This is a genomic window from Pelagibius marinus (assembly GCF_014925385.1).
Classification (GTDB): Bacteria; Pseudomonadota; Alphaproteobacteria; order Kiloniellales; family Kiloniellaceae; genus Pelagibius; species Pelagibius marinus.
Genome location: NZ_JACSDK010000017.1, coordinates 112959 through 135763, shown reverse-complemented (window position 1 = coordinate 135763; position 22805 = coordinate 112959). Strand labels below are relative to the sequence as shown.

At 66.2% G+C, this 22805-nt stretch carries 21 protein-coding genes; 7 read left to right on the top strand and 14 right to left on the bottom strand.

Annotated elements, in window-relative coordinates; translation table 11 throughout:
• Positions 1–8 precede the first annotated feature (8 nt).
• The 7 genes from H7X47_RS21725 to H7X47_RS21695 form a co-directional block, all read right to left on the bottom strand.
• Positions 9–1526, bottom strand: a complete 1518-nt coding sequence (locus tag H7X47_RS21725; RefSeq protein WP_193370861.1) for a Ppx/GppA family phosphatase — start codon at positions 1524–1526, stop codon at positions 9–11.
• A 7-nt stretch (positions 1527–1533) separates the two neighbouring features.
• A complete protein-coding gene (locus H7X47_RS21720) occupies positions 1534–3690 on the bottom strand; it encodes an RNA degradosome polyphosphate kinase (protein WP_437126588.1) in 2157 nt (718 codons plus the stop codon).
• Positions 3691–4047: 357 nt separating this feature from the next.
• Complete coding sequence (locus H7X47_RS21715; protein ID WP_193370859.1) at positions 4048–4659, bottom strand: RT0821/Lpp0805 family surface protein; 612 nt, start codon at positions 4657–4659, stop codon at positions 4048–4050.
• A gap of 138 nt (positions 4660–4797) precedes the next feature.
• Positions 4798–5577 carry an SDR family oxidoreductase gene (locus H7X47_RS21710; protein ID WP_193370858.1) on the bottom strand — a complete coding sequence of 260 codons (780 nt, stop codon included), beginning with the start codon at positions 5575–5577 and terminating at the stop codon, positions 4798–4800.
• Positions 5578–5588: 11 nt separating this feature from the next.
• Positions 5589–6314 (bottom strand): HdaA/DnaA family protein, encoded by a 726-nt coding sequence (locus tag H7X47_RS21705; RefSeq protein ID WP_193370857.1) that lies wholly within the window; start codon positions 6312–6314, stop codon positions 5589–5591.
• Entirely contained in the window at positions 6311–7513 is a 1203-nt protein-coding gene (locus H7X47_RS21700) for an AI-2E family transporter (protein WP_193370856.1), read from the bottom strand. The genes H7X47_RS21705 and H7X47_RS21700 overlap by 4 nt, the downstream gene beginning before the upstream one ends.
• The gene (locus H7X47_RS21695; protein ID WP_193370855.1) at positions 7510–8733 is read right to left on the bottom strand and encodes a DUF2066 domain-containing protein; all 1224 of its coding nucleotides are present in this window, start codon (positions 8731–8733) and stop codon (positions 7510–7512) included. Before H7X47_RS21695 ends, H7X47_RS21700 begins: the two co-directional genes overlap by 4 nt.
• A gap of 119 nt (positions 8734–8852) precedes the next feature.
• Between H7X47_RS21695 and purM the strand changes: the two genes are divergently transcribed.
• From purM to H7X47_RS21680, 3 genes are all read left to right on the top strand, one after another.
• Positions 8853–9923 carry a phosphoribosylformylglycinamidine cyclo-ligase gene (gene purM / locus H7X47_RS21690; protein WP_227010700.1) on the top strand — a complete coding sequence of 357 codons (1071 nt, stop codon included), beginning with the start codon at positions 8853–8855 and terminating at the stop codon, positions 9921–9923.
• A gap of 10 nt (positions 9924–9933) precedes the next feature.
• Positions 9934–10581, top strand: a complete 648-nt coding sequence (gene purN, locus H7X47_RS21685) for a phosphoribosylglycinamide formyltransferase (RefSeq protein ID WP_193370854.1) — start codon at positions 9934–9936, stop codon at positions 10579–10581.
• 140 nt (positions 10582–10721) lie between these two features.
• Positions 10722–10844 (top strand): aa3-type cytochrome c oxidase subunit IV, encoded by a 123-nt coding sequence (locus tag H7X47_RS21680; protein WP_193370853.1) that lies wholly within the window; start codon positions 10722–10724, stop codon positions 10842–10844.
• A gap of 37 nt (positions 10845–10881) precedes the next feature.
• On the opposite strand, the gene H7X47_RS21675 is transcribed toward H7X47_RS21680, so the two are convergent.
• The 3 genes from H7X47_RS21675 to ndk all read right to left on the bottom strand — a co-directional run bounded on the left by H7X47_RS21675 (position 10882) and on the right by ndk (position 12590).
• Positions 10882–11364: a hypothetical protein gene (locus H7X47_RS21675; RefSeq protein WP_193370852.1), complete on the bottom strand. Its 483-nt coding sequence runs from the start codon at positions 11362–11364 to the stop codon at positions 10882–10884.
• Between the two features lie 147 nt (positions 11365–11511).
• Positions 11512–11988, bottom strand: coding sequence for a PRC-barrel domain-containing protein (locus H7X47_RS21670; protein WP_193370851.1), 477 nt, complete (start codon positions 11986–11988; stop codon positions 11512–11514).
• Positions 11989–12167: 179 nt separating this feature from the next.
• On the bottom strand, positions 12168–12590 hold the full coding sequence (gene ndk / locus H7X47_RS21665) for a nucleoside-diphosphate kinase (RefSeq protein ID WP_193370850.1): 423 nt from the start codon (positions 12588–12590) through the stop codon (positions 12168–12170).
• Between the two features lie 246 nt (positions 12591–12836).
• Between ndk and H7X47_RS21660 the strand changes: the two genes are divergently transcribed.
• Entirely contained in the window at positions 12837–14720 is a 1884-nt protein-coding gene (locus tag H7X47_RS21660) for an ABC-F family ATP-binding cassette domain-containing protein (protein ID WP_193370848.1), read from the top strand.
• Here the strand turns inward: H7X47_RS21660 and H7X47_RS21655 are convergent.
• From H7X47_RS21655 to H7X47_RS21640, 4 genes are all read right to left on the bottom strand, one after another.
• On the bottom strand, positions 14717–15238 hold the full coding sequence (locus tag H7X47_RS21655; protein ID WP_193370847.1) for a PAS domain-containing protein: 522 nt from the start codon (positions 15236–15238) through the stop codon (positions 14717–14719). The two genes, H7X47_RS21660 and H7X47_RS21655, sit on opposite strands and share 4 nt — an antisense overlap.
• Positions 15239–15354: 116 nt before the next feature.
• On the bottom strand, positions 15355–15789 hold the full coding sequence (locus tag H7X47_RS21650; RefSeq protein WP_193370845.1) for a PAS domain-containing protein: 435 nt from the start codon (positions 15787–15789) through the stop codon (positions 15355–15357).
• Positions 15790–16024: 235 nt separating this feature from the next.
• The gene (locus H7X47_RS21645; RefSeq protein WP_193370844.1) at positions 16025–16474 is read right to left on the bottom strand and encodes a DNA polymerase III subunit chi; all 450 of its coding nucleotides are present in this window, start codon (positions 16472–16474) and stop codon (positions 16025–16027) included.
• A gap of 81 nt (positions 16475–16555) precedes the next feature.
• The gene (locus H7X47_RS21640) at positions 16556–18058 is read right to left on the bottom strand and encodes a leucyl aminopeptidase (protein ID WP_193370843.1); all 1503 of its coding nucleotides are present in this window, start codon (positions 18056–18058) and stop codon (positions 16556–16558) included.
• Between the two features lie 241 nt (positions 18059–18299).
• On the opposite strand from H7X47_RS21640, the gene lptF reads away from it, so the two are divergent.
• From lptF to H7X47_RS21625, 3 genes are read left to right on the top strand one after another with little or no spacing between them, the layout of a single operon-like run.
• Complete coding sequence (lptF, locus tag H7X47_RS21635; RefSeq protein ID WP_193370841.1) at positions 18300–19421, top strand: LPS export ABC transporter permease LptF; 1122 nt, start codon at positions 18300–18302, stop codon at positions 19419–19421.
• Positions 19418–20557: an LPS export ABC transporter permease LptG gene (lptG, locus tag H7X47_RS21630; RefSeq protein WP_227010684.1), complete on the top strand. Its 1140-nt coding sequence runs from the start codon at positions 19418–19420 to the stop codon at positions 20555–20557. The genes lptF and lptG overlap by 4 nt, the downstream gene beginning before the upstream one ends.
• A gap of 40 nt (positions 20558–20597) precedes the next feature.
• Positions 20598–22772 (top strand): LPS-assembly protein LptD, encoded by a 2175-nt coding sequence (locus H7X47_RS21625; protein WP_193370840.1) that lies wholly within the window; start codon positions 20598–20600, stop codon positions 22770–22772.
• The last annotated feature ends 33 nt before the right edge of the window (positions 22773–22805 follow it).

Below are 22805 nucleotides of genomic sequence, written 5' to 3'. Positions count from 1 at the left end.
TTCCCCGGCTAAACGACGATCCTGGTTTCCTCGAACTGGCCGGCCTGGGCCAGGGTCTTGAGGCGGCGCTGCACCGCCTCGCCGTCCGGCACCGAGCCGTCGTCCGGCAGCCTCAACTCCAGCACCTTGCCGTCGACGCTGAGACCACTGTGGTCCAGCACCCAGCGCGTCGCCGCCGAGACCCGGTAAGCCAGGCGCAGGGCAAGGCCCAGCAGGATCGCCCGCTCCCGCCAGCGCTCGTCAAGCAGTGCGATCGTCTGCCGCGCGTCTTTCGCATCCGCCGGCGCGCCGTAACGCAGGAAGACGGTATAGGCGAGGAAGGCGCGGCCGGGATGGTCGATGCCGACCAGCGGCGAATGCAGGATGCGGCGCAGGGCCTGTACGGCGCGGAAGTCCGGATGCTCGCGCCAGGCCAGGTCGGAAACGTAGCAGGCGGCCAGCCGCAGGCGGCGCTCCTCGTCGCTTTCCTCCGGAAACAGCGCATCGCACCATTTCATCATGGCCTCGCCGACATCGCCGAAACGGCCTTCCCGCTCCGCCATCTCCGCCGCCGCGACCAGCAGCGGATCCTGCCGTCGCACCTCCTTCGGAAGCTGATTGAAGAGGTAGCCCTCGCGAACGCCATAGGTCGAGAAGACCACCTCCTTGCTCTGCAGCTTGCGTAGCAGGCGGGCCAGGACCAGAGCGCCCAGGGGCAAGGTTTCGCGCCGCCGGCGCGATATGTACTGGAGACCGGCAAGCGAGGACTTGCCCTGCCGGGCCAGCAGCCGCGCCAGCTTGATGGCCTCGGCACTGCTGATGGTGTGCTCGTGGATGGCGTGCAGCGGATGGCGGCTCTGCTCCATGTGCAGTCGCGCCAGATTGCGCCAGGCGCCGCCCACCGGATAAAAGGTCCGGTCCTTTCCGGCGTTCAGCCAATCGACTTTCGAGAATGCCTTGTCGATGACGCCGCGCATCTTGCCCCGGTCGTCGCCGCAGCTCTCCATCAGCCGCAGTGGCCCGAGGCCCAGGGTGGTCGAGCGGCCGACCTTACCATCGGTCACCTCCACCAGTTCCAGGCTGCCGCCGCCGAGGTCACCCATGATGCCGTCGGCGGCCGGGTTGCCGGCGATCACGCCGAGGGCGGAAAGCTCGGCCTCCTCCTCGCCGCTCAACACGCGGATCGGATGACCGCACTGCTCCTCCACCGCCTGGCGGAAGGCGGGGCCGTCCTCGGCCTCGCGCACCGCAGCGGTGGCGATCAGGTCGATGCGGCCCACGCCCATGGCCCGCGCCAGCGCCGTGAAGCGCAACAGGTTGGGCACGGCCAATTCAACGCCCTCCGGGCTCAGGCGGCCACTGGACTTCAGCCCGCGCCCCAGTCCGCAGAGCACCTTCTCATTGAAGACAGTCGCCGGCGCGCGCTTCAGGCCGTCGAATACCACGAGACGAATGGAGTTCGAGCCGATATCGATAACGGCGACGCGCTGATCGCGGGCGTTCCCCTTTGCCAGGGAGACGACTGCCGCCTGATGCCGGGCATTCATACGATTGTCAGGATTTCTTGAGAACCAACCGGGGCGCTTTCTTCGACTTCTTCAGAGCCGAGCCACGCCCGGACAGGCTGGGGTTCGTCATGAAGTAGGTATGCGCGCTGAAGGACTTCGCCGTGCAGCGCACCCGCCGGTAGGTCCCTTCCGGTTCCAGGATCCAGCTCTGCGCTTCGTCGTTGAAGTTGGCGATCATGATCTGGTCGAGGACTTGCTGGTGAACCGTGGCGTTCTCGATCGGCACCAAAGTCTCGATCCGGCGGTCCAGATTGCGGGGCATCCAGTCCGCCGAGGAAATAAAGACCTTGGCGTCCCTGGACGGTAGCGGCTTGCCGTTACCGAAGCAAACGATTCGGCTGTGCTCCAGGAAGCGGCCGATGATGCTCTTCACCCGGATATTGTCGGAAAGCCCCGGGACGCCGGGCCTCAGGCAGCAGATCCCGCGAATCACCAGGTCGATGGAAACGCCGGCCTTGGAAGCCTTGTAGAGGGCGTCGATGATCTCCGGATCGACCAGGGAATTCAGCTTGGCCCAGATGGCCGCCGGACGGCCGGCCTTGGCGTGGGCGATCTCGCCATTGATCAGCTTCAGGAGCGTCTGGCGCAGGGTCAGCGGCGCGAAGGCGATCTTCTCCATGGCCTTCGGCGTCGCGTAGCCCGTCATGTAGTTGAACAGGCGCGTGGCGTCGCGCGCCAGCACCGGATCGCAGGAAAAGAAGGAGATGTCGGTGTAGATCCGCGCGGTGATGGGGTGGTAGTTGCCAGTGCCGTAGTGCACGTAGGTACGGATCGACTCCTTCTCGCGCCGCGCCACCAGCGAGATCTTGGCGTGGGTCTTCAGCTCCAGGAAGCCGTAGATGACCTGCACGCCGGCACGCTCCAGGTTCCGCGCCCAGCGGATATTGCGCTCCTCGTCGAAGCGCGCCTTCAGCTCGACCAGCGCGGTCACCGACTTGCCGGCCTCGGCCGCCTCCGCCAGGGCCTTCACGATGGGCGAGTCTTCCGAGGTGCGGTACAGCGTCTGCTTGATGGCGATCACCGCCGGGTCGTTTGCCGCCTGGCGCAGGAACTGCACCACCACGTCGAAGCTCTCGTAGGGATGGTGAACTGCCAGGTCCTTGGCGCGGATGGCTGCGAAGCTGTCGCCGCCGAAGTCGCGAATGCGCTCCGGGAAGCGCGGATTGTAAGGGGCGAACACCAGGTCGGGGCGGTCGTCCATAATTAGCTCGCTGGTGTCGGAAAGGCCCAGCATACCGTCCAGCGGAAAGACGTTCTCCGGCTCGACCTGGAGCTCGCGGACCACGAAGTCCAGCAGCGCCGGCTGCATATCCGCATCGACCGTCAGCCGGATCACCGACCCGCGGCGGCGGCGCTTCAGGGCGCTTTCGAAGACACGTACCAGATCCTCAGCCTCTTCCTCCACTTCCAGATCGCTGTCGCGCAGCACCCGGAAGAAGCCGCTGGATTTCACCTCAAAACCCGGGAAGAGCTCATCGAAGTAGAGCCGCAGCAATTCCTCGAGGCGGATGAAGCGCGCCTTGTCACCCGGCAGGCGGATGAAGCGCTCGACCAGGGTCGGGATGGGAATGAGGCCGTTGATCTGAGACTCGGCATCGTCGCGCAGCAACTCCACCACGATCGACAGGCCGCGGTTCGGGATGAAGGGAAAAGGATGCGCCGGGTCGATGGCGATGGGCGAAAGCACCGGGTAAAGATGATCGGTGAAATACTGGTCCAGCCAGCGCCGCTCCTTGCCGGTCACCTGATCGGCATTGACCACCGTGAGGCCGGCCTCCTCGAGCTCGCCGATCAAGTCCAGCCACTTCTCCTGTTGCCAGCGCATCAGCTTGGCGACCCGCTCGTTGATCGCCGTCAGCTGCTGGCCGGGAGACAGGCCCTCCGGTGAGGGTGTCTTCACCCCTGCGCGTAGCTGACCGCGCAGACCGGCCACGCGCACCATGAAGAATTCATCCAGGTTGCTGGCGGAAATGGAAAGGAAGCGCAGGCGCTCCAGCAGCGGGTGGTTGGCGTTGTAGGCTTCCTCCAGGACCCGCTCGTTGAAAGCGAGCCAGGAGATCTCACGGTTGATGAAGCGCTCGGAGGACGACAGGTCGATCGCGGCCACCTCTGCCCCGGCGGGCAGGTCGGACTCCTGCTCCAGCGGTTCCACTTCCAGCGCGACAACCTTGCTTTCTTCCACTTTTTCACTCTCCGGTCCGGCTGCGGGGCCAGCAGGCACCCCCAGGGCGAGGCCCTCATACCACAGCCATGGATACCAAAATATTACTGCTATATGTAGCTAGGCCAAGGACTTGGCAAGCCTTGCGACGGGGGCCGGCGCACCGCCCGCAGCTTTGATGTACATCAAAGCACCGTAGAATCGTTTTGGCTACACAGGTGCCGGCCCGTGGGTGATCCCTACCCAGCCCCATGAGCCAGGGCCTTCCCGACAGAGCCTCGCGGTCTGCGGGAAGGCCCGCAACTCACCCAAGCATACCACAAAGCCATGGCCTCGGGCCTAGGAGATGACCTCCCAGGCGCCGTCGGGCTGCCGGCAGGCCACCCCATAGCCGGACTGCCGGCGCTGGCCGATCACGATCTGCTGCTGGAACTCCCGGCAGTAGCGTCCCGCGGCGTCCCTGCCGTCGCGCGTCGGCACCACGCTGCCGGAAGCGCCGCCGTCATTCCACTGGATGGTGTCGCCCAGGGGCACGCTGTAGGCACGTCGCTGCGCCCAGACCACGTGGTCGCGCTGGCTTTCGTTCAGCACGTCCACGATCTGCAGCGCCAGGATCGCATAGAGCGCCCAGTCGTCGTCGCGGTGGCGCCGATAGCCATGGCGATGCTTGTGGCCTCCGCGCTGATAATCGTGATGATGTTTGTGCACGACCGCCTTGTGGCGGTGCTTGCGGTGACCGGGCGGTACCCAGTGGCGGCCGCTGTGCCAGACCACCCGGCGGTCGTGTCGCTTCGCCCGATGATGCTTCATGTGTTTGTGATGCCTGCCCTCGCCGCGGTAATGATCACCGCTCCAACGGCTGCCGCGATCGTGACGATAGTCGTCGGCGAGCGCCGGCGTTGCGGTCAGGATGAATAGCGCAGTAAGCGCCAGCACGAACTTCCTGGACATTTTCCGATCCTTCCAAAGCTGCCTAAAAGCGTTGGTGAGATCGGTGCTACGGGAAGGGGCGCCGTGGTCCTCCCTCGGCGCCCCGGAATGGTCAAAATTGACCCAACTTCCGTCACAGCTTGTGACAGAAATTGGGCGCTAAAGTGTTCCCGGAAAGGCGCCGCCGTCGATCAGCAGATTCTGACCGGTGATGTAGCCGGCGTGAGCGCTGCACAGGAAGGCGCAGGCTTCGCCGAACTCCACCGGGTCGCCGAAGCGCCCGGTCGGGTTGCCCGCCGCGCGCTCCTTGGCCACCTCCTCCGTGGAGCGGCCGGACTTGTCGGCCACCGCCTTGATCGTCTGGCGCAGGCGGTCGGTGTCGAAGGGGCCCGGCAGAAGATTGTTGATGGTGACGTTGTTGATCACCGTCTTGCGCGCCACGCCCGCCACGAAGCCGGTAAGGCCGGCGCGCGCGCCGTTGGAGAGACCCAGGATGTCGATGGGCGCCTTCACCGCGCCGGAGGTGATGTTGACGATGCGCCCGAAGCGGCGCTCCATCATGCCGTCCACCGTCGCCTTGATCAGCTCGATGGGCGTCAGCATGTTGGCGTCCAGCGCCTTGATCCAGTCGTCGCGGTCCCAGTCTCGAAAGTCGCCCGGCGGCGGCCCGCCGGCGTTGTTGACCAGGATGTCGGGCTGCGGACAGGCGGCCAGCGCGAGTTGGCGCCCCTCCGGCGTGGTGATGTCCGTGGCGACGGCGTTGACGGTCACGCCCGTCGCGCTGCGGATCTCCTCCGCCGTCTTCTCCAGCGGCTCGGGCGTGCGCGCCACGATGGTCACGTCGACGCCTTCCGTGGCGAGCTGCAGGGCGCAGGCGCGCCCCAGCCCCTTGCTCGCCGCACAGACCAGCGCCTTGCGCCCCTTGATCCCCAGATCCATTCCCTACCTCCCTAGTTCAGGTCTTCCGCTTCCTGTGAAGCATCGATCTCCTGCAGCACCGACCGCGCCAGCGGTATGGTGATCTGCCGCTGCCGGGCCAGCGCGGTCCGGTCGATTGCCGCCACCACGCGCCGCGCCGCCGCGAAGGAGCGCTCGATGCGCGCGCTCACGAAGCGCACCACCTCGGCGCTGACCGCGATCTGGCGGTCGGCGAAGAGCTTCACCAGCACCACTTCGATCAGGGCGTCGTCCGGCTCGCCCAGGGCGACGGCCTGCATGCCCGACAAACGCGAGCGCAGGTCGGCCAGTGGACAGTCCCAGCGGGCCGGCGCTTGGCGGTCCGACAACAGCAGGAAGCCGCGCCGCTCCAGCATCATGTTGTAGAGGTGCAGCAGGCGCCGCGCGACCTCCGGCTCCGCGGCCAAGCAGCCGGCGACGTCTTCCACCACGCAGGCGCCTACGCCTCCCTCGGCATCGCCCAGATAGGCTGCCGGCTCGTCACGGCGCAGCATCTCGGCGTCGATCTGGATGGCGCCGGATGCCTGGCGCCAAACCTGGCAGAGATGCGTCTTGCCGCTGCCCGGCGGCCCGAAGAGGGCCAGCGCGCCCGCCGGCCAGTCCGGCCAGCGGTCGATCCAGGCGACCGCCACCTCGTTGCTCGGCGCGACCAGGAAGTCTTCGCGCGCCAGGGCCGGGCGGTGGCCGAGGTCTAGGGGAAGCTGCGCGGGCGACGTCACGGCGTGGCGTCCTGCCCGCCGTTCTGCGCCGCGTCCTGCGGCCCCCCGTCATCGCCAGGGGCATGGCCTGTGTAGTAGGCGCTGAGGCGGTACTGAGAGAGTGCGAAGCGGACGCCCACACCGACGATGGCGGCGACCGGCACCGCCAGCAATACGCCGACGAAACCGAAGAGCGCGCCGCCGGCCAGCAGCGCGAACATCACCCAGACGGGGTGCAGGCCGACCTTCTCGCCGACCAGCTTGGGGGTCAGCACGTTGCCTTCGATGCCCTGGCCGATGAAGAAGACGACGGCGACGACGCCCACCGACAGCAGGTTGTCGAACTGCGCCAGCGCCAGCCCGACGGAGAGCACCAGCCCGACCAGCGAGCCGACGTAGGGGATGAACGACAGGAAGCCGGCGATGAGCCCCACCACCAGGCCGAAGTCGAGGCCGGCCAGGGTCAGGCCGACGGCATAGAAAACGGCTAGAGACAAACAGACCATGCCCTGCCCGCGCAGGAAGCCCGCCAGGGTCTCGTCCACCTCCAGCGCCAGGCGCCGGATCGTCTCCTGGTGCTTGCGCGGCAGCCAGTCGTCGGCCTTGGCGACCATGCGGTCCCAGTCGCGCAGCAGATAGAAGGTCACAACCGGAGTGATCACCATCAGCGCAACGAAGTTGAAGAAGGCGACGCCGCCGGAAATGATGCCGCCCAGCACCTCCGTCACCCAGGCGAAGATCCTGTCGGCCGAGCCGCCCAGCACCGACCTGATCTTCTCTTCGGTGCCGGCATCTATGCGGTCGCGCAGCATCTCGACCAGGACTGCGACCTCCCGCTGGATGGCGGCCAGGTAGTCCGGCGCCCGCTCGATCAGGGTGGCGATCTGGCTGACCACGGCCGGGATCACCAGCAGCAATACCAGGATGCAGATCAGAACGAAGCAGACGGTAACGATGGAGGTCGCCCAGGTGCGCGACAGCTTCCACTTCTCCAGGCGGTCGCAGATCGGGTCCAGCAGATAGGCGACGGCCATGCCGGCCACGAAGGGCAGCAGCACGCTGCGCAGCAGGTAGACGCAGATCAGCGTGACGACCAGCAGGACCAGCCAGAAGCGCAGCTGGCTGGCCGTCGGCACATGCGCCAGCACGCGGCCCTGGCTCTCCTGCGCTTGCGCCCCCCGCCCCTGCGGATCCTGCCCTTGCGATTCCTGATCGTTCATTGCGGCGCGGGTGCCGGGAAGATGCTCTGTCCGTCAAGGGCCGGCTGCGGCTCGGACATCAGCCTGTCGCGCTTTTCGGCCAACATCAGCTCCCAATTGCTGTCCGGGCGCAGCGCCAGTAACAGATCGCGCTGCGCCAGCGCCCGGCTCAGGCGCTGCTCGTCGCCGAAGAAGGTGATTTCCAGCTGCGCCTCGTAGCGGGTCAGCGTGGTGACGCCGGTCTGCTGGATCGCGGCGACACCGTGCAGGCGCCGGCGCACGTTCAGCCAATCGTCGAGGCCGTCCAGCGGCACGTAGACCACAATCGAGCGCTCGCTGCCGAACTGCAGCAGGTTCTGCTGCTTCCAGGCTTCCTGGACGGCGTTGTCGATGCGGTCTGCGGCGCGGGTCAGGAAACCGTCGTAGGGCTCACCGGTCACCTGCACCACCTTGTCGCGCAGCACCGCCGTGTTGGTGCCGTCGCTGTAACGGTTGGTCACCACCGTCAGCACCGCGGAGCCGGCCTCCGGGTCGCCGCTCAGGCTGGCTTCGGCGACCAGAACGTCCTCGGCGCCGTAGAGGGCCGCGATCGCGCGCAGCGCCTCAGGGTCGGCTGCCAGGGCACGCTGCGCATCGATGGCCGCGATATCGCCGATGTCGCCCAAGGGTACCGGCAGGGGCACCAGACCGTCGTCCCCCGGCCGCAACGACCAGACATCGCGCCAGGGATTGGGGTACTGCCAGAGCGTCGCCTCGGTGTCGGGGCTCTCGAAGACCGGCAGCACCACCACCGGCTTGCTGCGGGTTTCGGCGAAGGCGACGTTGTTGCTGCGCAGCAGCTTGCGCACCTCCGCCCCGTTGAAGCGGAAGGTCAGATCGGCAAGGTAGCGCACCGCGGAGGTGCGCTCGTCGGCCACCGAGAAATCGAGCACATAATACTGCAGCAGGTTGGAATCGGGCTCCGGCACCAGGCCCAGCTGGTTCTCCGGCACCAGGCGCCGCAGCAGCCGGCGGAAAGCCCGGCGCTGGCCCACCGCCAGGGCCACCTGGCGGGCCTCGGCCGCGGTTCCGGCGGTCTCGTCCACCGGCACGTTGCGCACCGTGAAGATGTCGCTGGCGCCCTGGGCGTGGGCGCTATCCGCGCCCAGCAGCAGCGCCCCCGCCAGTGCCAGGGACAGGCCCCCGCAGGCCACCAGGGCCAGGGCCAGCACTCGAACGCCGCTCAGCCGGCGAAACCACATTGCAAACCGTCCCGGATTCTCTATCTTCGCCCGGCAAAGCGGGCTGAAAAGCCTCATGTCTTAAATACCTCATGTGACCGGAGGACGCCATAACAAGCCGGAATTCGCGTGACAACCAGCTGAGCTACAAGGATGCGGGCGTCGACATCGATGCCGGCAACGCGCTGGTGGAGGCCATCAAGCCGCTGGCCCGCTCGACCGCGCGCAGCGGGGCGGACGCGGGCCTGGGCGGCTTCGGGGGCTTCTTCGACCTCAAGGCGGCCGGCTTCCGCGACCCACTGCTGGTGGCCGCCAACGACGGCGTCGGCACCAAACTGAAGATCGCCATCGCCGCCGAACGCCATGGCACCGTAGGGATCGACCTGGTGGCCATGTGCGTCAACGACCTTGTGGTGCAGGGCGCTGAGCCTCTCTTCTTCCTGGATTACTACGCGACCGGACACCTGGAGGTTGCCGCCGGCACCGCCATCGTCGAAGGCATCGCCGAGGGCTGCCGTCAGGCCGGCTGCGCCCTGATCGGCGGTGAGACCGCCGAGATGCCCGGGCTTTACGCCGCCGGCGACTACGACCTGGCCGGCTTCGCCGTGGGCGCGGTGGAGCGCGACCGGGTGCTGACCGGCGCCAGCGTGGCGGCCGGCGACGTGGTCCTCGGCCTCGCCTCTTCCGGCCTGCACTCCAACGGTTTTTCCCTGGTCCGCCGGGTGGTCGAGACCCTGGGCCTCGATTACGCCCAGCCGGCGCCCTTCGCGCCGGAGCTGAGCCTGGGCGAGGCCCTGCTGGCGCCGACCCGCATCTACGTGAAGAGCTGCCTGGCGGCATTGGAGACCGCCGCGGACGGCGGCCGGGGCGTGAAGGCCCTGGCCCACATTACCGGCGGCGGCTTCCTGGAGAACCTGCCGCGGGTCATCCCCGAGGGGCTGGGTGTGGTCCTGGACGGCATCACCTGGCCGGTGCCGGAGGTCTTCCGCTGGCTGGCGGAGTTCGGCGGCATCGCCCCGCAGGAGATGGTGCGCACCTTCAACTGCGGCGTTGGCATGGCCGTGGTGGTCGATCCCGGACAGGCCGAGGCCGTGCGCGCCGCCTTCGAGGAGGCCGGCGAAACGGTCTTCGGCATCGGCCACATCACCGCCCACCACGGCGAGGGCGGCCAGGTCACCATCCGGAACCTGGAGGCGACCTGGCCTCAATGAGGACAAGAGCTTGAAAGTCGGCGTCCTCATCTCCGGGCGCGGCAGCAACCTGAAATCGCTGCTGGACGCCTGCGCGACACCGGGATTCCCGGCGCAGATCGTCACGGTGATCTCCAACCGTCCGGGGGCCGGCGGCCTCGACCACGCGCGGGCGGCGGGCGTCGCGGCCGAGACCATCGACCACAAGGGCTTCGACGGCCGGGAAGCCTTCGAGACCGCGGTGACGGCGGCGCTGGAGGCGGCGGGGGTGGAACTGCTCTGCCTGGCCGGCTTCATGCGGGTGGTCAGCGCCGGCTTCGTGCGCCACTGGCAGGGCCGCATGATCAACATCCACCCTTCCCTGCTGCCGCTCTTTCCCGGCCTCGACACCCATGCCAGGGCCCTGGCGGCCGGGGTACGGCTGCACGGCTGCAGCGTGCACTACGTGAACGAGGAGGTGGACGGCGGCCCCATCATCGGCCAGGCCGCGGTGCCGGTGCTGCCCGGCGACGACCCGGACAGCCTGGCCGCCCGGGTGCTGACGGCCGAACACCGGCTCTACCCCGCCTGCCTGCGGCTGGTGGCCGAGGGCAAGGTGCGCTTTCAGGGCGGCAAGGCCGAGATATCCGGGAAATTCGACCCTTCCGCCCGGATCTTCAACCCGCCGGCGGAGGCTTGAGCGGCAGACTCCGGGACTTGCCCGCTACAGCGTCTCAGGCTAGAAGAAACCGCAAGCAAACCAATCGCGCGTCCAACCCGCGTTCCGCTGGGGTTCCAAGGGTGGTCGCAGTCAGCAAGTAACGAGCAGGGCTTTCACATATGTCGGACGATCAATTGCTTCGCGAACATCAGCAGATCTGGAAGGGCTTCGTGCGCTTCATCACGATCTCCACGGGCCTGGTGGTCATCACCCTGGCCCTGATGGCGCTCTTCTTGCTGTAGCTGCTATACCGGCTGCCGACGGCGGCCCGGTCTTCCCCTAATCCTCTTCGGTGACGAGCTGGACTTGCCAGCCGCCGAGCCCACGCACGGCCAGCCGGTAGCTACCGGGCCCGATAACTGTCGAGCGGCCCCCGCCTTCGCCAATCTGGTTGCCGACGACTTCGACCAGTTCGCCTTGGGACGTATGCAGTTCCACGGTGAGCAGACTGCCCTTGTTCTGCCAGACCAGGCGCCAGGGCGAGGTGAGTTCCAGGACATCTGAGTTCCAGTTGTCCTTACCCGTGAATTTGTGAATCGCCGCTGGGACATCGCTCTCCTCGGAGGCCCCCTCAACCCCGAGCAGGGGCGCGGCCACTTCGTCGTAGCAGGCGAGCCGCCTTGCATTGCTGTCCAGGCTCGCGCAGTCGATGATCTCCTCGGCCAGCTTCGTCGTGTCGTCCGCCGGCTTTTCCTGGGCGAGGACTCCGCCGGCCCCGGCGACGCAGAGCAGGGCAGATAAGACGAATACTGCATTGCTCATCGCACCCCCTTGATCGCTGATCGCCGGGCCCCGCAACCGCGTGCCTCGTCCGGGCTTCCGCTCCGGAAGTTGGTCCCGGAGAAGAATGGATGCTCCATGACGGAGCACCCTTAGTCTCTGCCGCGCCCCGAGCACAACCGCGGGCCGCTACTGGACCTGCTGCGGCGTCGGCGGCGTGGGTTCTTCCCTGATCACCTTCTCTTCCATCATCTTCCGGTCCTGCTCGACCTGTTTTTCGGCGATGGTCTTGAACGCCGGGGCTGCTTCCAGTTCCTCCCGCGTCATGTTGGTGAGCAGCAGCAGTTCACCATCGGACTGCTCCTCGCTCAGGGCGGTCCAGGAAAGGCCGACGGGCTTTGCGCCCACGCCCAGGAAACCGCCGATGTCGACCACCACGCCGACGACCTTATTGCTGTCGCTGAGGAGCAGATCGGTCACCTTGCCGACGTTCTCCAGCCCCTCGGACGATCGAGCGACGACGGAGGCGCCGATATAGCTGTCGGAGAGCTTCTCGCCGGGCTGCTGTTCGGTAAAGAAGTACGGCTTCGCCTGCTGGGCGACAGCCGCCGGCGAAACCGCCAGAGCCGCGACGGCTGCGACGGTGAGGATCTTCAGGGTTCGCATAGCTCGTGCTCCTTCGTTGTTTTCGATCACTCGAAAGCAGGTTGCACTGCCTTTATCCCTATAGACGCCAGGTAGCAGCCATTTGTTCCCCAGGAGTCGAAAGCACAAAAAAAACGGGGCCAAAAGGCCCCGCTCTCTCGCAAGCCGTGCCTCGCTGCGGGGCACATTTCCTGCCGTCTTCAGCCCACGATCTCGTCGTCACTGAAGAAGAACTTGATCTCCTGGGCCGCCGTGTCCGGGCCGTCGGAGCCGTGCACGGAGTTCGCCTCGATGGACTCGGCGAAGTCGGCGCGGATGGTGCCCGGCGCGGCGTCGGCCGGGTTGGTGGCGCCCATGACTTCGCGGTTCTTGGCGATGGCGTCCTCGCCTTCCAGAACCTGCACCACGACCGGACCGGAGGTCATGAAGGTGCAGAGGTCGTTGAAGAAGGGCCGCTCCTTGTGCACAGCGTAGAAGCCCTCGGCCTGCTCGCGGGTCATGTGAATGCGCTTGCTGGCGATGACGCGCAGGCCGGCTTCCTCAAGGCGGTCGACGATCTTGCCCGTGATGTTGCGCTTGGTCGCGTCCGGCTTGATGATCGAAAAGGTACGTTGGGTGGCCATTGACTCCGGCTCTCCTCTAGATTGCTCGTTACCGGGTAGATTGCTGGTTTGCGGCGGCCCCCGCCGGCTCTCACCTGGAAAATCCGGCTCTACCGCCCTTTTTAGCGTTCCGCGCCGGGCTTATAGACCCTTTGCCGGGCCAGGGCAACGCCCGCGCAGACCCGGGCCCGGCCGTGACTTTCACCCACCGCCCGGCCGTGCTATCACCCGCCCGCCGCCACCAGAGGCCGGAGCAGAACGGGCCCCATGCTGCACATTAACGATCTTGTCTACCGGGTTCAGGGCGAGCCCCTGTTCGACCACGCCACCGTCGCCGTCAACAAGGGCGAGCGGGTCGGCCTGGTCGGCCGCAACGGCTCGGGCAAGACCACCCTCCTGAAGCTGATCTCCGGCGAGTTGCATGCCGATCAGGGCAACATCACCTATCCCCGCCTGACCCGGGTCGGCAAGGTGGCCCAGGAAGCCCCCTCCGGCCAGACCAGCCTGATCGACACGGTGCTGGCCGCGGACACCGAGCGCAGCGCCCTGCTGGCCGAGGCAGAGCACACCACCGATCCGCACCGCATCGCCGAGCTGCATGAGCGCCTGGCCACCATCCAGGCCGATTCCGCCCCGGCCCGCGCCGCCCGCATCCTGGCCGGCCTGGGCTTCGACGAGGCGGCCCAGCAGCGCCCCTGCGCCGAGTTCTCTGGCGGCTGGCGCATGCGCGTCGCGCTGGCCGCCCTGCTCTTCACCCAGCCGGACCTGCTGCTGCTCGACGAGCCGACCAACCACCTCGACCTGGAAGCCGCGCTCTGGCTGGAGGGCTACCTGAAGAGCTATCCGGGCACGCTGCTGCTGGTCTCCCACGACCGCGGGCTGCTGAACCGGGCGGTGAACCGCATCATCCACCTGGAGCAGCGCAAGCTGACCGCCTACACCGGCAACTACGACCGCTTCGAGCGCCTGCGTCGCGAACACCTGGAACATCAGGCCGCCCTGCAGGCCAAGCAGCAGGCCCAGCGCCGCCACATCCAGGCCTTCGTCGACCGCTTCCGCTACAAGGCCTCCAAGGCCCGCCAGGCGCAGTCCCGCCTCAAGGCCCTGGCGCGCATGGAGCCCATCGCCGCGGTGATGGAGGACCGCACGGTCACCTTCGACTTCCCGTCTCCCTCCCACCTCTCGCCGCCGATCCTGACGCTGGAGAACGCCTCGGTGGGCTACGAGGCCGGCAAGCCGATCCTCTCGCGCCTCAACCTGCGCCTCGACATGGACGACCGGGTCGCCCTGCTGGGCGCCAACGGCAACGGCAAGTCGACCCTCTCCAAGCTCTTCGCCGGGCGGCTGAAGTGCATGGAGGGGCGCATGACGCGCTCCGGAAAGCTGAAGATCGGTTACTTCGCTCAGGACCAGGCCGAGGAACTGGACCTCCAGGCGACGCCGCTGGCCCACATGCAGCGGCTCATGCCCATGGAGACCGAGACCAAGCTGCGCGCCCAGCTCGGCCGCTTCGGCTTCGGCGTCGAGCGCGCCGAGGTCCAGGTCGGCAAGCTCTCCGGCGGTGAGAAGGCGCGCCTGCTCTTCGCGCTCATGAGCCGCGACGCGCCGCACGTCTTGATCCTCGACGAACCGACGAACCATCTGGACGTCGACTCCCGCCAGGCGCTAATCCAGGCGCTCAGCGCCTTCGAGGGCGCGGTGATCCTGGTCAGCCACGACACCCACCTGATCGAGCTGACCGCCGACCGCCTGTGGCTGGTCGCCGACGGCGGCGTTTCGGCCTTTGACGGTGACATGGACGACTACCGCAAGCTGCTGCTGGAGCAGCGCCGCCAGGAACGCTCGCGCCAACGCGAGGACAAACCCCAGCGCGACGAGGTCGTCTCCAAGAAGGACAAGCGCCGCGCCGCGGCCGAGGCGCGCGCCGCCGTCGCCGATCTGCGCAAGGCTGCCAGGCAGGCCGAGGCCCAGATCGAGAAGCTGAACAAGCAGAAGGATGCCCTCGAGGCCAGACTGGCGGACCCGGAGGTCTACGAAGGCCCGACGGCGAAACTGCAGGACCTGCAGATCAAGTTCGGCCAGGTCAAGCAGGCCATCGCGGAGGCCGAGAACCGCTGGCTGGAGCTGCAGACCGCCCTAGAGGAAGCCTAGGCGGTCCAGATGCTGGCTACCTGCGGCAGGTTTTCATAGCCGTTGAGAATGAGGATCATGTCGACGGTTTCTCCGTCGCTGGCCAGGGGATAGTACATGCGCTCGGAATCGATGAACTGACGGTTCGGGTGCGGCATCGGGAACCGGTCGTAGAGGGGCACCCGGGTCTCCACCACCCTGCGCATGTTAGCGTTGATGCGCGCTACCAGTTCCGGCACCACCGCCTCGTCGACCAAAAGGCCTTTGATCTTGCGTCCGGCGGCCCGGTCCTGCTGGTCCCCGACCAGCCGGAAGCGGAACCGCATCTCCCCGTCCTGCCGTTCCACGTCGACGAGGTTCAACAGGCTCAGGAGAGTGGGAAAACCGCAGGGATCTAGATGCTGGCGCCCGGGCAAGCGTCCCGGCGGCGCCACCTCCTTCAGGTGGCGGGCCATATCGGCGAACCTCTGATGGGTGGCCGGCGGCTCCGCGCCGTTCAGATCCTCGAGGTAGAACTCTGAAAAATTGAAATCCGCCATTTCGATTCCCGCCGACCGAAACAACCTTACTCCAAGGCGCCCCACTTATTACATAGTGTAAATGTATAACAAAGCATTTTCACAGCAATCTGTCGGGTTTCTTCCGAAGCGGGTGCTTAAGGCTCCGGCAGCTTCACCACCGGGTCGGGTTCGTAGCCGTGCAGCGTCAGCAGCATGTCGATGGTCTCCCCGTCGCCCGCCAGGGGATAGTACATCCGTTGCGAGACGATGAACTCGCGGTCCGGGTGCGGCATGGGAAAGCTATCGAAGACCGCCTTGCGGGTCATCAGGACCTTCATCATGTTGGACCGGACACGCGGCACCAAAGCGGGGACCAAGGCGTCCTTCAGCAGCTTGCCGGTGATCTCGCGGCCCGAGCGGCGGGTCTGCTCTTCGCCGACAAGGCGGTAGCGGAAGCGGACATCGCCGTCCACGCGCTCCACATCGACCAGATTGATGAAGCTCATGAACTCGCGGAATTCCAGGGGGTCGATGTGCTGACGCCCGGGCAGCTTGCCTTCCGGGGCCACCTTGTCGAGGTAGGCTTGCATGTCGGAGAACCTCTGGTGGACCGGCAACGGCTGGCGATCGCCAAGATCTGCAAGGTAATAGTCAGAATAAACGAAATTCGCCATGTCGACGTGCTTTTGCCCAACCTGATAACTTCACGCGGCAAATTGTAGCCTATTTGCAGCGATCAAATAATCATGAAGTTGGACTACAACTTCCGGCGACAATATTTGCCGCTGCTTGCGTAAAGCGTGTCGGGTGGCCGCGGCGTTGCCCTCAGGCCTTCTGGCTCCAGCGGCCGGCGTCGTCCTGCTGCCAGTAGGTGACGTCGTGGCCGGCTTCCTTGAGCGCCTTCCACTGGTCGCGAGCCTGGGCCAGGGCTTCCTCGTCCCCACCGTCGAACAGCAGAACGCAGAGGGCGTAGTCGCCGATCTTGTCGGAGGTCGCGCCGTCGGTCAGGAACAGGACCTCGGCACCATTCGGCGCCTCGTCTTCCACCGTAAGCCAGACCGGCTGACGCGCGGCGCGACCGTCCTTGACGCTGCCATGCGGCAGGAAGGCCCGGTCGTGGTAGGTCCAGAGCCGCGCCGAGAGCGCTTCGACCCGCGCTTCCGAGCCGGACCTGACCACCGCCCGCTGGCCCCGCTCCAGGGTCTTTTCCAGCATCTGCGGCAGGGCCTGCTCCAGCGTGGTGCGAGTCATGTGATAGAAGCGCACGCCTGTCATGAGTCGGCCATCACCATCTGGGGATTGCGCCGAGGCCGGCGGGCCGGTTTCCCGGCCCGCCCCCCGGCTACTTCGCTTGGGCTACTTCTCGAAGTTATCGGCCACGAAAGCGTCCAGCAGACGCACGCCGAAACCGGTCCCGCCCTTCGGCACCGTCGCCTTCTCCTTGGCCGACCAGGCAACGCCGGCGATGTCCAGGTGCGCCCAGGGCGTGCCCTTCTTGATGAAGCGCTGAAGGAACTGCGCGGCGGTGATCGAGCCGCCGGCCCGCCCGCCGCCGATGTTCTTCATGTCGGCCGCGTCGCAGTCGATCTGCTTGTCGTACTCCGGACCGATGGGCATGCGCCACAGCGGCTCGCCGACGCTCTGGCCCGCGGCGGTGAGCTGGTTCGACAGCTTGTCGTCATTGCTGAACAGGCCCGCGTACTCGTTGCCCAGGGCGATGATAATGGCCCCGGTCAGGGTCGCCAGGTCGACCACCAGCTTCGGCTTGAACTTCTGCTGCGTGTACCAGAGCGCGTCGGCCAGGACCAGGCGCCCCTCGGCGTCGGTGTTCAGCACCTCGATGGTCTGACCGGACATGGAGGTGACGATGTCGCCCGGCCGCTGGGCCGTGCCCGAGGGCATGTTCTCGACCAGGCCGCAGATGCCGACGACGTTGACCTTGGCCTTTCGCGCGGCCAGGGCGTGCATCAGTCCGACAACGGTGCCGGCGCCGCCCATGTCCCACTTCATGTCCTCCATGCCGGCGGCCGGCTTCAGCGAAATGCCGCCGGTATCGAAGGTTACACCCTTGCCGACGAAGGCCAGAGGCGCCTTGTCCTTGGCGCCGGCCGGCGCGCCCTGCCAGACCATCACCAGCAACTGCGGCTCCCGGGCCGAGCCCTGGGCCACGCCGAGCAGCGCGCCCATGCCGAGCTTTTCCATTTCTTTCTGGCCCAGGGCCTGCACCTTGACACCCAGCTTGCTGAGCTTCTTGGCTTCGGCCACCAGGGACTTGGGAAAAAGGATGTTGGCCGGCTCGCTGACCAGATCTCGGGTGGTGAAGACGCCCGAGGCCACCTTCTCCAGCTTCTGGTAGAGGCGCTTCGCGGCGGCTGCGTCCTCGACCATATACTTGATCTCTTTCAGCTTGGGCTTCTTCTCCGGCTTCTCCTTGGTCTTGTACTTGTCGAAGCGGTAGCTGCGCAGCAGCGCGCCATAGGCGGAGTTGGCGGCCCGCTCCGGCGCGCTCTTGCCGCCACGCAGCTTATCGATGAAGACGGCCGCCTTCTCTTCGCCGGAGCGCAGCAGTTGCGCAGCCACCGAGCCGCCGAGGTCCTGCAGGTCCTTCTCAGCCAGCTTGGCCGAGGCGCCCACACCGACCAGCAGAATCCGGCTGTTCGCCAGATTGGCCGGCGCCACGATCTCCAGCAGTTCGCCCTTCTTGCCCGAGAAGCTGCTGGCGGCAATGGCCCGCTCCAGCGCGCCACCGGTCTCTTTGTTCAGGTTTGTCGCCGTGGGCGAGAGCTTGCCGCCCTCCAGGACAGCGACAACCAGGGCACCGGACGACGGAACGCTCGGCGAAGCAAAGGAAATATTCATCAATCCCCTCACGGAAAGAAAGCGGCCGGCACCGCTCCGAAATCGGCGGGCCAGCCATGGAATGTCAAAAGGCGGACAACGATAAGGCCGAACAGCCTGTCAGCGCCAGCGGCCAAGTTCAAGGGGCCTTTCGTACCTTCGGCGGGGCGAAATCCGCCCGAAGTTTGCCGGGATTTTGACTGGACTGAGGTCGTGGCCGCGCGCTATCTCTTCTACTCCCGCACCGCAGCGATTGGGCCCGATGCCCTGGATAACACGCTACATTTTCGGGCAGTTGGTGACGGCGACCATCTTCGTCACCCTGGCCCTGACCTTCGCCATCTGGCTGACGCAGTCGCTGCGCCTGATCGACTATATCGTCAACCGCGGGCTCCCGGCCTCCACCTTCCTCACCTTCGTCGGCCTGCTGCTGCCGTCCTTCCTGGGGGTCGTGCTGCCGGTGGCCGCCTTCGTGGCCGCGCTCTTCATCTATCATAAGCTGGCCATGGACAGCGAAATGGTGGTCATGCGGGCCGCCGGCCTGTCGCAGCTCCAGCTGGCCCGCCCGGCGATCATGCTGGGGGTTCTGGTGACCATCGCCGTCTATTCCATTTCGCTCTATTTCCTGCCCGTGTCTTTCCGTAATTTCAAAGACTTACAGAACTCATTCCGCAGTGATTTCTCAACTGTCCTGTTGCAGGAAGGCGTCTTCACCGCGCTCACCGACGAGATCACTGTCTACGTCCGCCAGCGCTCCGCCGACGGTGAGCTGCGCGGCATCCTGGTGCACGACAACCGGGACCCGAAAAAGCCGGTGACCATGATGGCCGAGCGCGGCGCCCTTGTCGCCAGCGAGACCGGCCCGCGGGTGGTGATGGAAAACGGCAACCGCCAGGAAGTGACCCCGGGGACCGGGCGCTTTTCGCTGCTGTACTTCGACCGCTACACGGTCGAGCTGAGCGAGTTCAGCGAGGCGGCGCAGTCGCGCTGGCGCGAACCGAAGGAACGATTCCTGAACGAATTACTCTTTCCCAGCGCCGACCAGCGCGACCAGCGCTACTATCAGGAACTGATCGCCGAGGGGCACCATCGGCTGGTTGGTCCGCTCTATACCCTGGTCTTCGTGCTGATCGGCATGGCGGCTCTGCTGGCCGGCGAGTTCAATCGGCGCGGTCAGACCAAACGCGTGCTGGCAGCCATCGCCTGCGTCGCCGCTCTGGAGGGCGTGTCCCTGGCCCTGCATGACCTGGCCACGCGCAGCGCAGCGGCCGTTCCGGCGATGTATTTAGCCGTGCTGGTCTCCGCGGGCATCAGCCTCTACGTGCTGCTGCGTAAGCCCTACCGGCGCGGCGCGGCCCAGGACCTCAGCGAGGCGGCGACATGATGGGCGCTTCGATCAACAGCGGCGTGCAGCCGGCCATGCGCCGGCTGCGGCTTTCGCCGACCCTGACGAAGTACATTGCCCGCCAGTATCTCTTCTGGTTCGGCAGCTTCTTCCTGGCGATCGTCGCCATCATCTTCCTGGCCACCGTTGTCGACCTGCTCGACCGCCTGGCGACCAAGGACGTCTCCTTGAGCGTCACCCTCAAAATGGCCTTTCTGAAGCTGCCCTACCTCAGCCAGGAGGTCATGCCCTTCACCCTCCTCTTTGCCGCCATGACCACCTTCTGGCGGCTGACCCGCTCGAACGAATTGGTGGTAGCGCGCGCCGCCGGCGTTTCCGTCTGGCAGTTCCTCCTGCCCGTGCTCGGCAGCTCAGTCGTCATCGGCGCCTTGACGATCACGGCATTCAACCCCCTCGCCTCAATCCTGCTCAGCCGCTACGAGCAGCTGGAAGCAAGCTACATCCGTAACCAGACGAGCATGCTGGCGGTCTCCAAGACCGGGCTGTGGCTGCGCCAGGCCGACGATAACGGCCAATCGGTCATCCACGCCGCGCGGGTGAAGCCCGGATCGGTCTCCCTGCAGCAGGTGATGGTGTTCCGCTACGCCGACGAGGATCGATTCGTCGACCGTATCGACGCCCGCGAGGCCCAGCTGCAGGCGAATCGATGGCTGCTGTCCGATGCCTGGCTTTCACGGCCAGGCGAAGCCTCGGAGTTTCACGAGCAGATGGAACTGCCCACGGACCTGACCGTCGACAAGATCCAGGAGAGCTTCGCGCCGCCGGAGACCATCGCCTTCTGGGAACTGCCGGAATTCATCGAACTCATGCAGGCCGCCGGATTCTCCGCCATACCGCACCGCCTGCAGTTTCATCGGCTGCTGGCCCTGCCGATGCTCTTCGCCGCCATGGTTCTTCTCGCCGCGACCTTTTCACTGCGCCCGCAACGCCGCGGCCGGGTCGGTCTGGTGATTCTGACGGGTATGTTGACCGGCTTTCTTCTATACTTCATCTCCAATTTCGTGTTTGCGATCGGTCTTTCAGGTACTATCCCGGTCGTGCTCGCAGCCTGGACTCCGGCCGGCGTGTCGTTGATGCTTGGGGTGGCCATGTTGCTTCATCTGGAGGACGGATAGCCAAATAATGATACGGGGGGGAACGGGGCGAGCGGCGGCCATGGCTGCCGCGCTATATGCATTGCTTGCCGCCTTCGGGGATGCGGCCATTGCGCAGGACATCGACATCGAAGCGCTGGAGAACACGCCGGCGCTGATCACGGCGGACGAGCTGACCTATGACGAGGAAAACGGCCTCGTCATCGCCAGCGGCAATGTCGAGATCGCCCAGTCCGACCGCGTGCTCCTCGCCGACGAGGTGACCTACAACATCAACGAAGACCTCGTCACGGCGGAGGGCAACATCACCCTCGTGGAGCCAAGCGGCGATACGGTCTTCGCCGATTATGTGGAACTGACGGGCGACCTGAAGGAAGGGTTCATCCGCGATATCCGCATCCTGATGGCCGACAAGACGCGAATCGCGGCGGCCAGCGGCACGCGCACCGGCGGCAACCGTACGGAATTCAGCAAGGGCGTCTTCAGCCCCTGCGAGCTGTGCCGTGACGACCCCACCCGCGCGCCCCTGTGGCAGATCAAGGCCAACGAGGTCATCCACGACCAGGAATCCAAGGACATCATCTACCACGACGCCTGGCTCGAGTTCTTCGGCATCCCGGTGATCTATACCCCCTACTTCGAGCACCCGGACCCCACGGTCGACCGCCGCAGCGGCTTCCTGGCCCCCACCGTCGGGACCAGCGATTTCCTCGGCTACGCCCTGGAGGTCCCCTACTTCTGGGTCCTGGACGACGACATCGACTTGACCGTCGCGCCCATTCTGTCGACGGAGCAGGGCATCGACCTTACCGGCGAATACCGCCAGCTCTTCACCAACGGCGAGCTGCGCGCCGCCGGCAGCGCGACCATCGCCGACCGCGAGGAGAACGACGGCAGCATCGCCAAGGACCGCTTCCGCGGCCACATCGATGCCGAAGGCCAGTTCGAGCTCGATGAGACCTGGCGCTGGGGTTTCGATGCCAACCGCAGCAGCGACGACACCTACCTGCGCGCCTACAACTTCGATTCCTCGCGCACCCTGACCAGCACCGCCTATCTTGAGGGCCTGAAGGGGCGCAACTACGCCGCCGTGCACGGCTTCTCCTACCAGGGCCAGCGCCGCGGCGACAGCAACAACGAGTTTCCCATCGTCGCCCCGCTGGCCGAGTACGACTTTGTCAGCGAGCCGAACCTCTTCGGCTTACCGGGCGGCTACATCACCGCCGACACCAGCCTCATGGCACTGACCCGCATCGACGGACGGGACAGCCGGCGCGCCTCCTTCGTCGGCGGGTATCATCTGCCCTACACCAGCCCCCTGGGCGACATCTACGAGGTCACCGCGCGGGTCCAGGCCGACGGCTATTGGACCGACGGCGTGGTGCCCGGCTCCGCCAACGTCAACCCGTCCAACGCGCCGGGCAGCGACACCACCGGCCGGATCTTCCCGCAGTTTGCGGTGAAGTGGCGCTACCCCTGGGTTCGGCAGGACGGGTCGTTCCAGCAGGTGATCGAGCCCATCGTGCAGGCGGTGCTGGCGCCGAACGGCTCCAATCCCGGCGAGATCCCCAACGAGGACAGCCAGGATTTCGAGTTCGACGACACCAACCTCTTCAAGCTCAACCGCTTCGCCGGTCATGATCGCGTCGACTCCGGAACCCGCTTCGACTACGGCTTAAAATGGACCGGCGCCTTCAACAACGGCGGCTCGGCAGGCGCCTTCGTCGGCCAGAGCTATCGCCTGAGCGAGAATCGCGACGTCTTCGCGGAGGGTTCCGGCCTGGAGGACAAGTTCTCCGATATCGTCGGACGCGTGCAGGTACACCCCCTGGAGGACCTCGATCTGCTGTACCGCTTCCGCCTGGACAAGGACGATCTGACGGCGCAGCGCAGTGAGCTGGAGGCGAACATCGGCCCACCGGCTCTCAACCTCGACCTCTCCTACTTCTTCATCAACGGTGACGCCTCCACCGAAGAGTTCGGCGACCGCGAAGAGGTCAGCTTCGGCATCAACTCACGCCTCACCGAGAACTGGAGCATCGGCTTCAGGCACCGCCGCGACCTGAACAACGACCAGTCCCTGCGCTCGGCAATCAGCCTCACCTATGAGGACGAGTGCTTCCTCATCGAGGGCGTCGCGGAACGCAGCAATTACCGCGACCGCGACATCGAGGACGACGACAGCATCTTCGTGCGCGTCGTCTTCAGGCACCTTGGAGAGGCCTCGGGCGGCTGATCCCACGTGCCGCCGCCCCTGAATTCCCGCCCG

Bases quoted from the DNA above. Each gene is read 5' to 3' on its own strand.
- H7X47_RS21725 (WP_193370861.1), bottom strand. From the start codon at position 1,526: ATGAATGCCCGGCATCAGGCGGCAGTCGTCTCCCTGGCAAAGGGGAAC.
- H7X47_RS21715 (WP_193370859.1), bottom strand. From the start codon at position 4,659: ATGTCCAGGAAGTTCGTGCTGGCGCTTACTGCGCTATTCATCCTGACC.
- H7X47_RS21710 (WP_193370858.1), bottom strand. From the start codon at position 5,577: ATGGATCTGGGGATCAAGGGGCGCAAGGCGCTGGTCTGTGCGGCGAGC.
- H7X47_RS21700 (WP_193370856.1), bottom strand. From the start codon at position 7,513: ATGAACGATCAGGAATCGCAAGGGCAGGATCCGCAGGGGCGGGGGGCG.
- H7X47_RS21695 (WP_193370855.1), bottom strand. From the start codon at position 8,733: ATGTGGTTTCGCCGGCTGAGCGGCGTTCGAGTGCTGGCCCTGGCCCTG.
- H7X47_RS21680 (WP_193370853.1), top strand. From the start codon at position 10,722: ATGTCGGACGATCAATTGCTTCGCGAACATCAGCAGATCTGGAAGGGC.
- H7X47_RS21675 (WP_193370852.1), bottom strand. From the start codon at position 11,364: ATGAGCAATGCAGTATTCGTCTTATCTGCCCTGCTCTGCGTCGCCGGG.
- H7X47_RS21670 (WP_193370851.1), bottom strand. From the start codon at position 11,988: ATGCGAACCCTGAAGATCCTCACCGTCGCAGCCGTCGCGGCTCTGGCG.
- ndk (WP_193370850.1), bottom strand. From the start codon at position 12,590: ATGGCCACCCAACGTACCTTTTCGATCATCAAGCCGGACGCGACCAAG.
- H7X47_RS21660 (WP_193370848.1), top strand. From the start codon at position 12,837: ATGCTGCACATTAACGATCTTGTCTACCGGGTTCAGGGCGAGCCCCTG.
- H7X47_RS21655 (WP_193370847.1), bottom strand. From the start codon at position 15,238: ATGGCGGATTTCAATTTTTCAGAGTTCTACCTCGAGGATCTGAACGGC.
- H7X47_RS21650 (WP_193370845.1), bottom strand. From the start codon at position 15,789: ATGCAAGCCTACCTCGACAAGGTGGCCCCGGAAGGCAAGCTGCCCGGG.
- H7X47_RS21645 (WP_193370844.1), bottom strand. From the start codon at position 16,474: ATGACAGGCGTGCGCTTCTATCACATGACTCGCACCACGCTGGAGCAG.
- H7X47_RS21640 (WP_193370843.1), bottom strand. From the start codon at position 18,058: ATGAATATTTCCTTTGCTTCGCCGAGCGTTCCGTCGTCCGGTGCCCTG.
- lptF (WP_193370841.1), top strand. From the start codon at position 18,300: ATGCCCTGGATAACACGCTACATTTTCGGGCAGTTGGTGACGGCGACC.
- lptG (WP_227010684.1), top strand. From the start codon at position 19,418: ATGATGGGCGCTTCGATCAACAGCGGCGTGCAGCCGGCCATGCGCCGG.
- H7X47_RS21625 (WP_193370840.1), top strand. From the start codon at position 20,598: ATGGCTGCCGCGCTATATGCATTGCTTGCCGCCTTCGGGGATGCGGCC.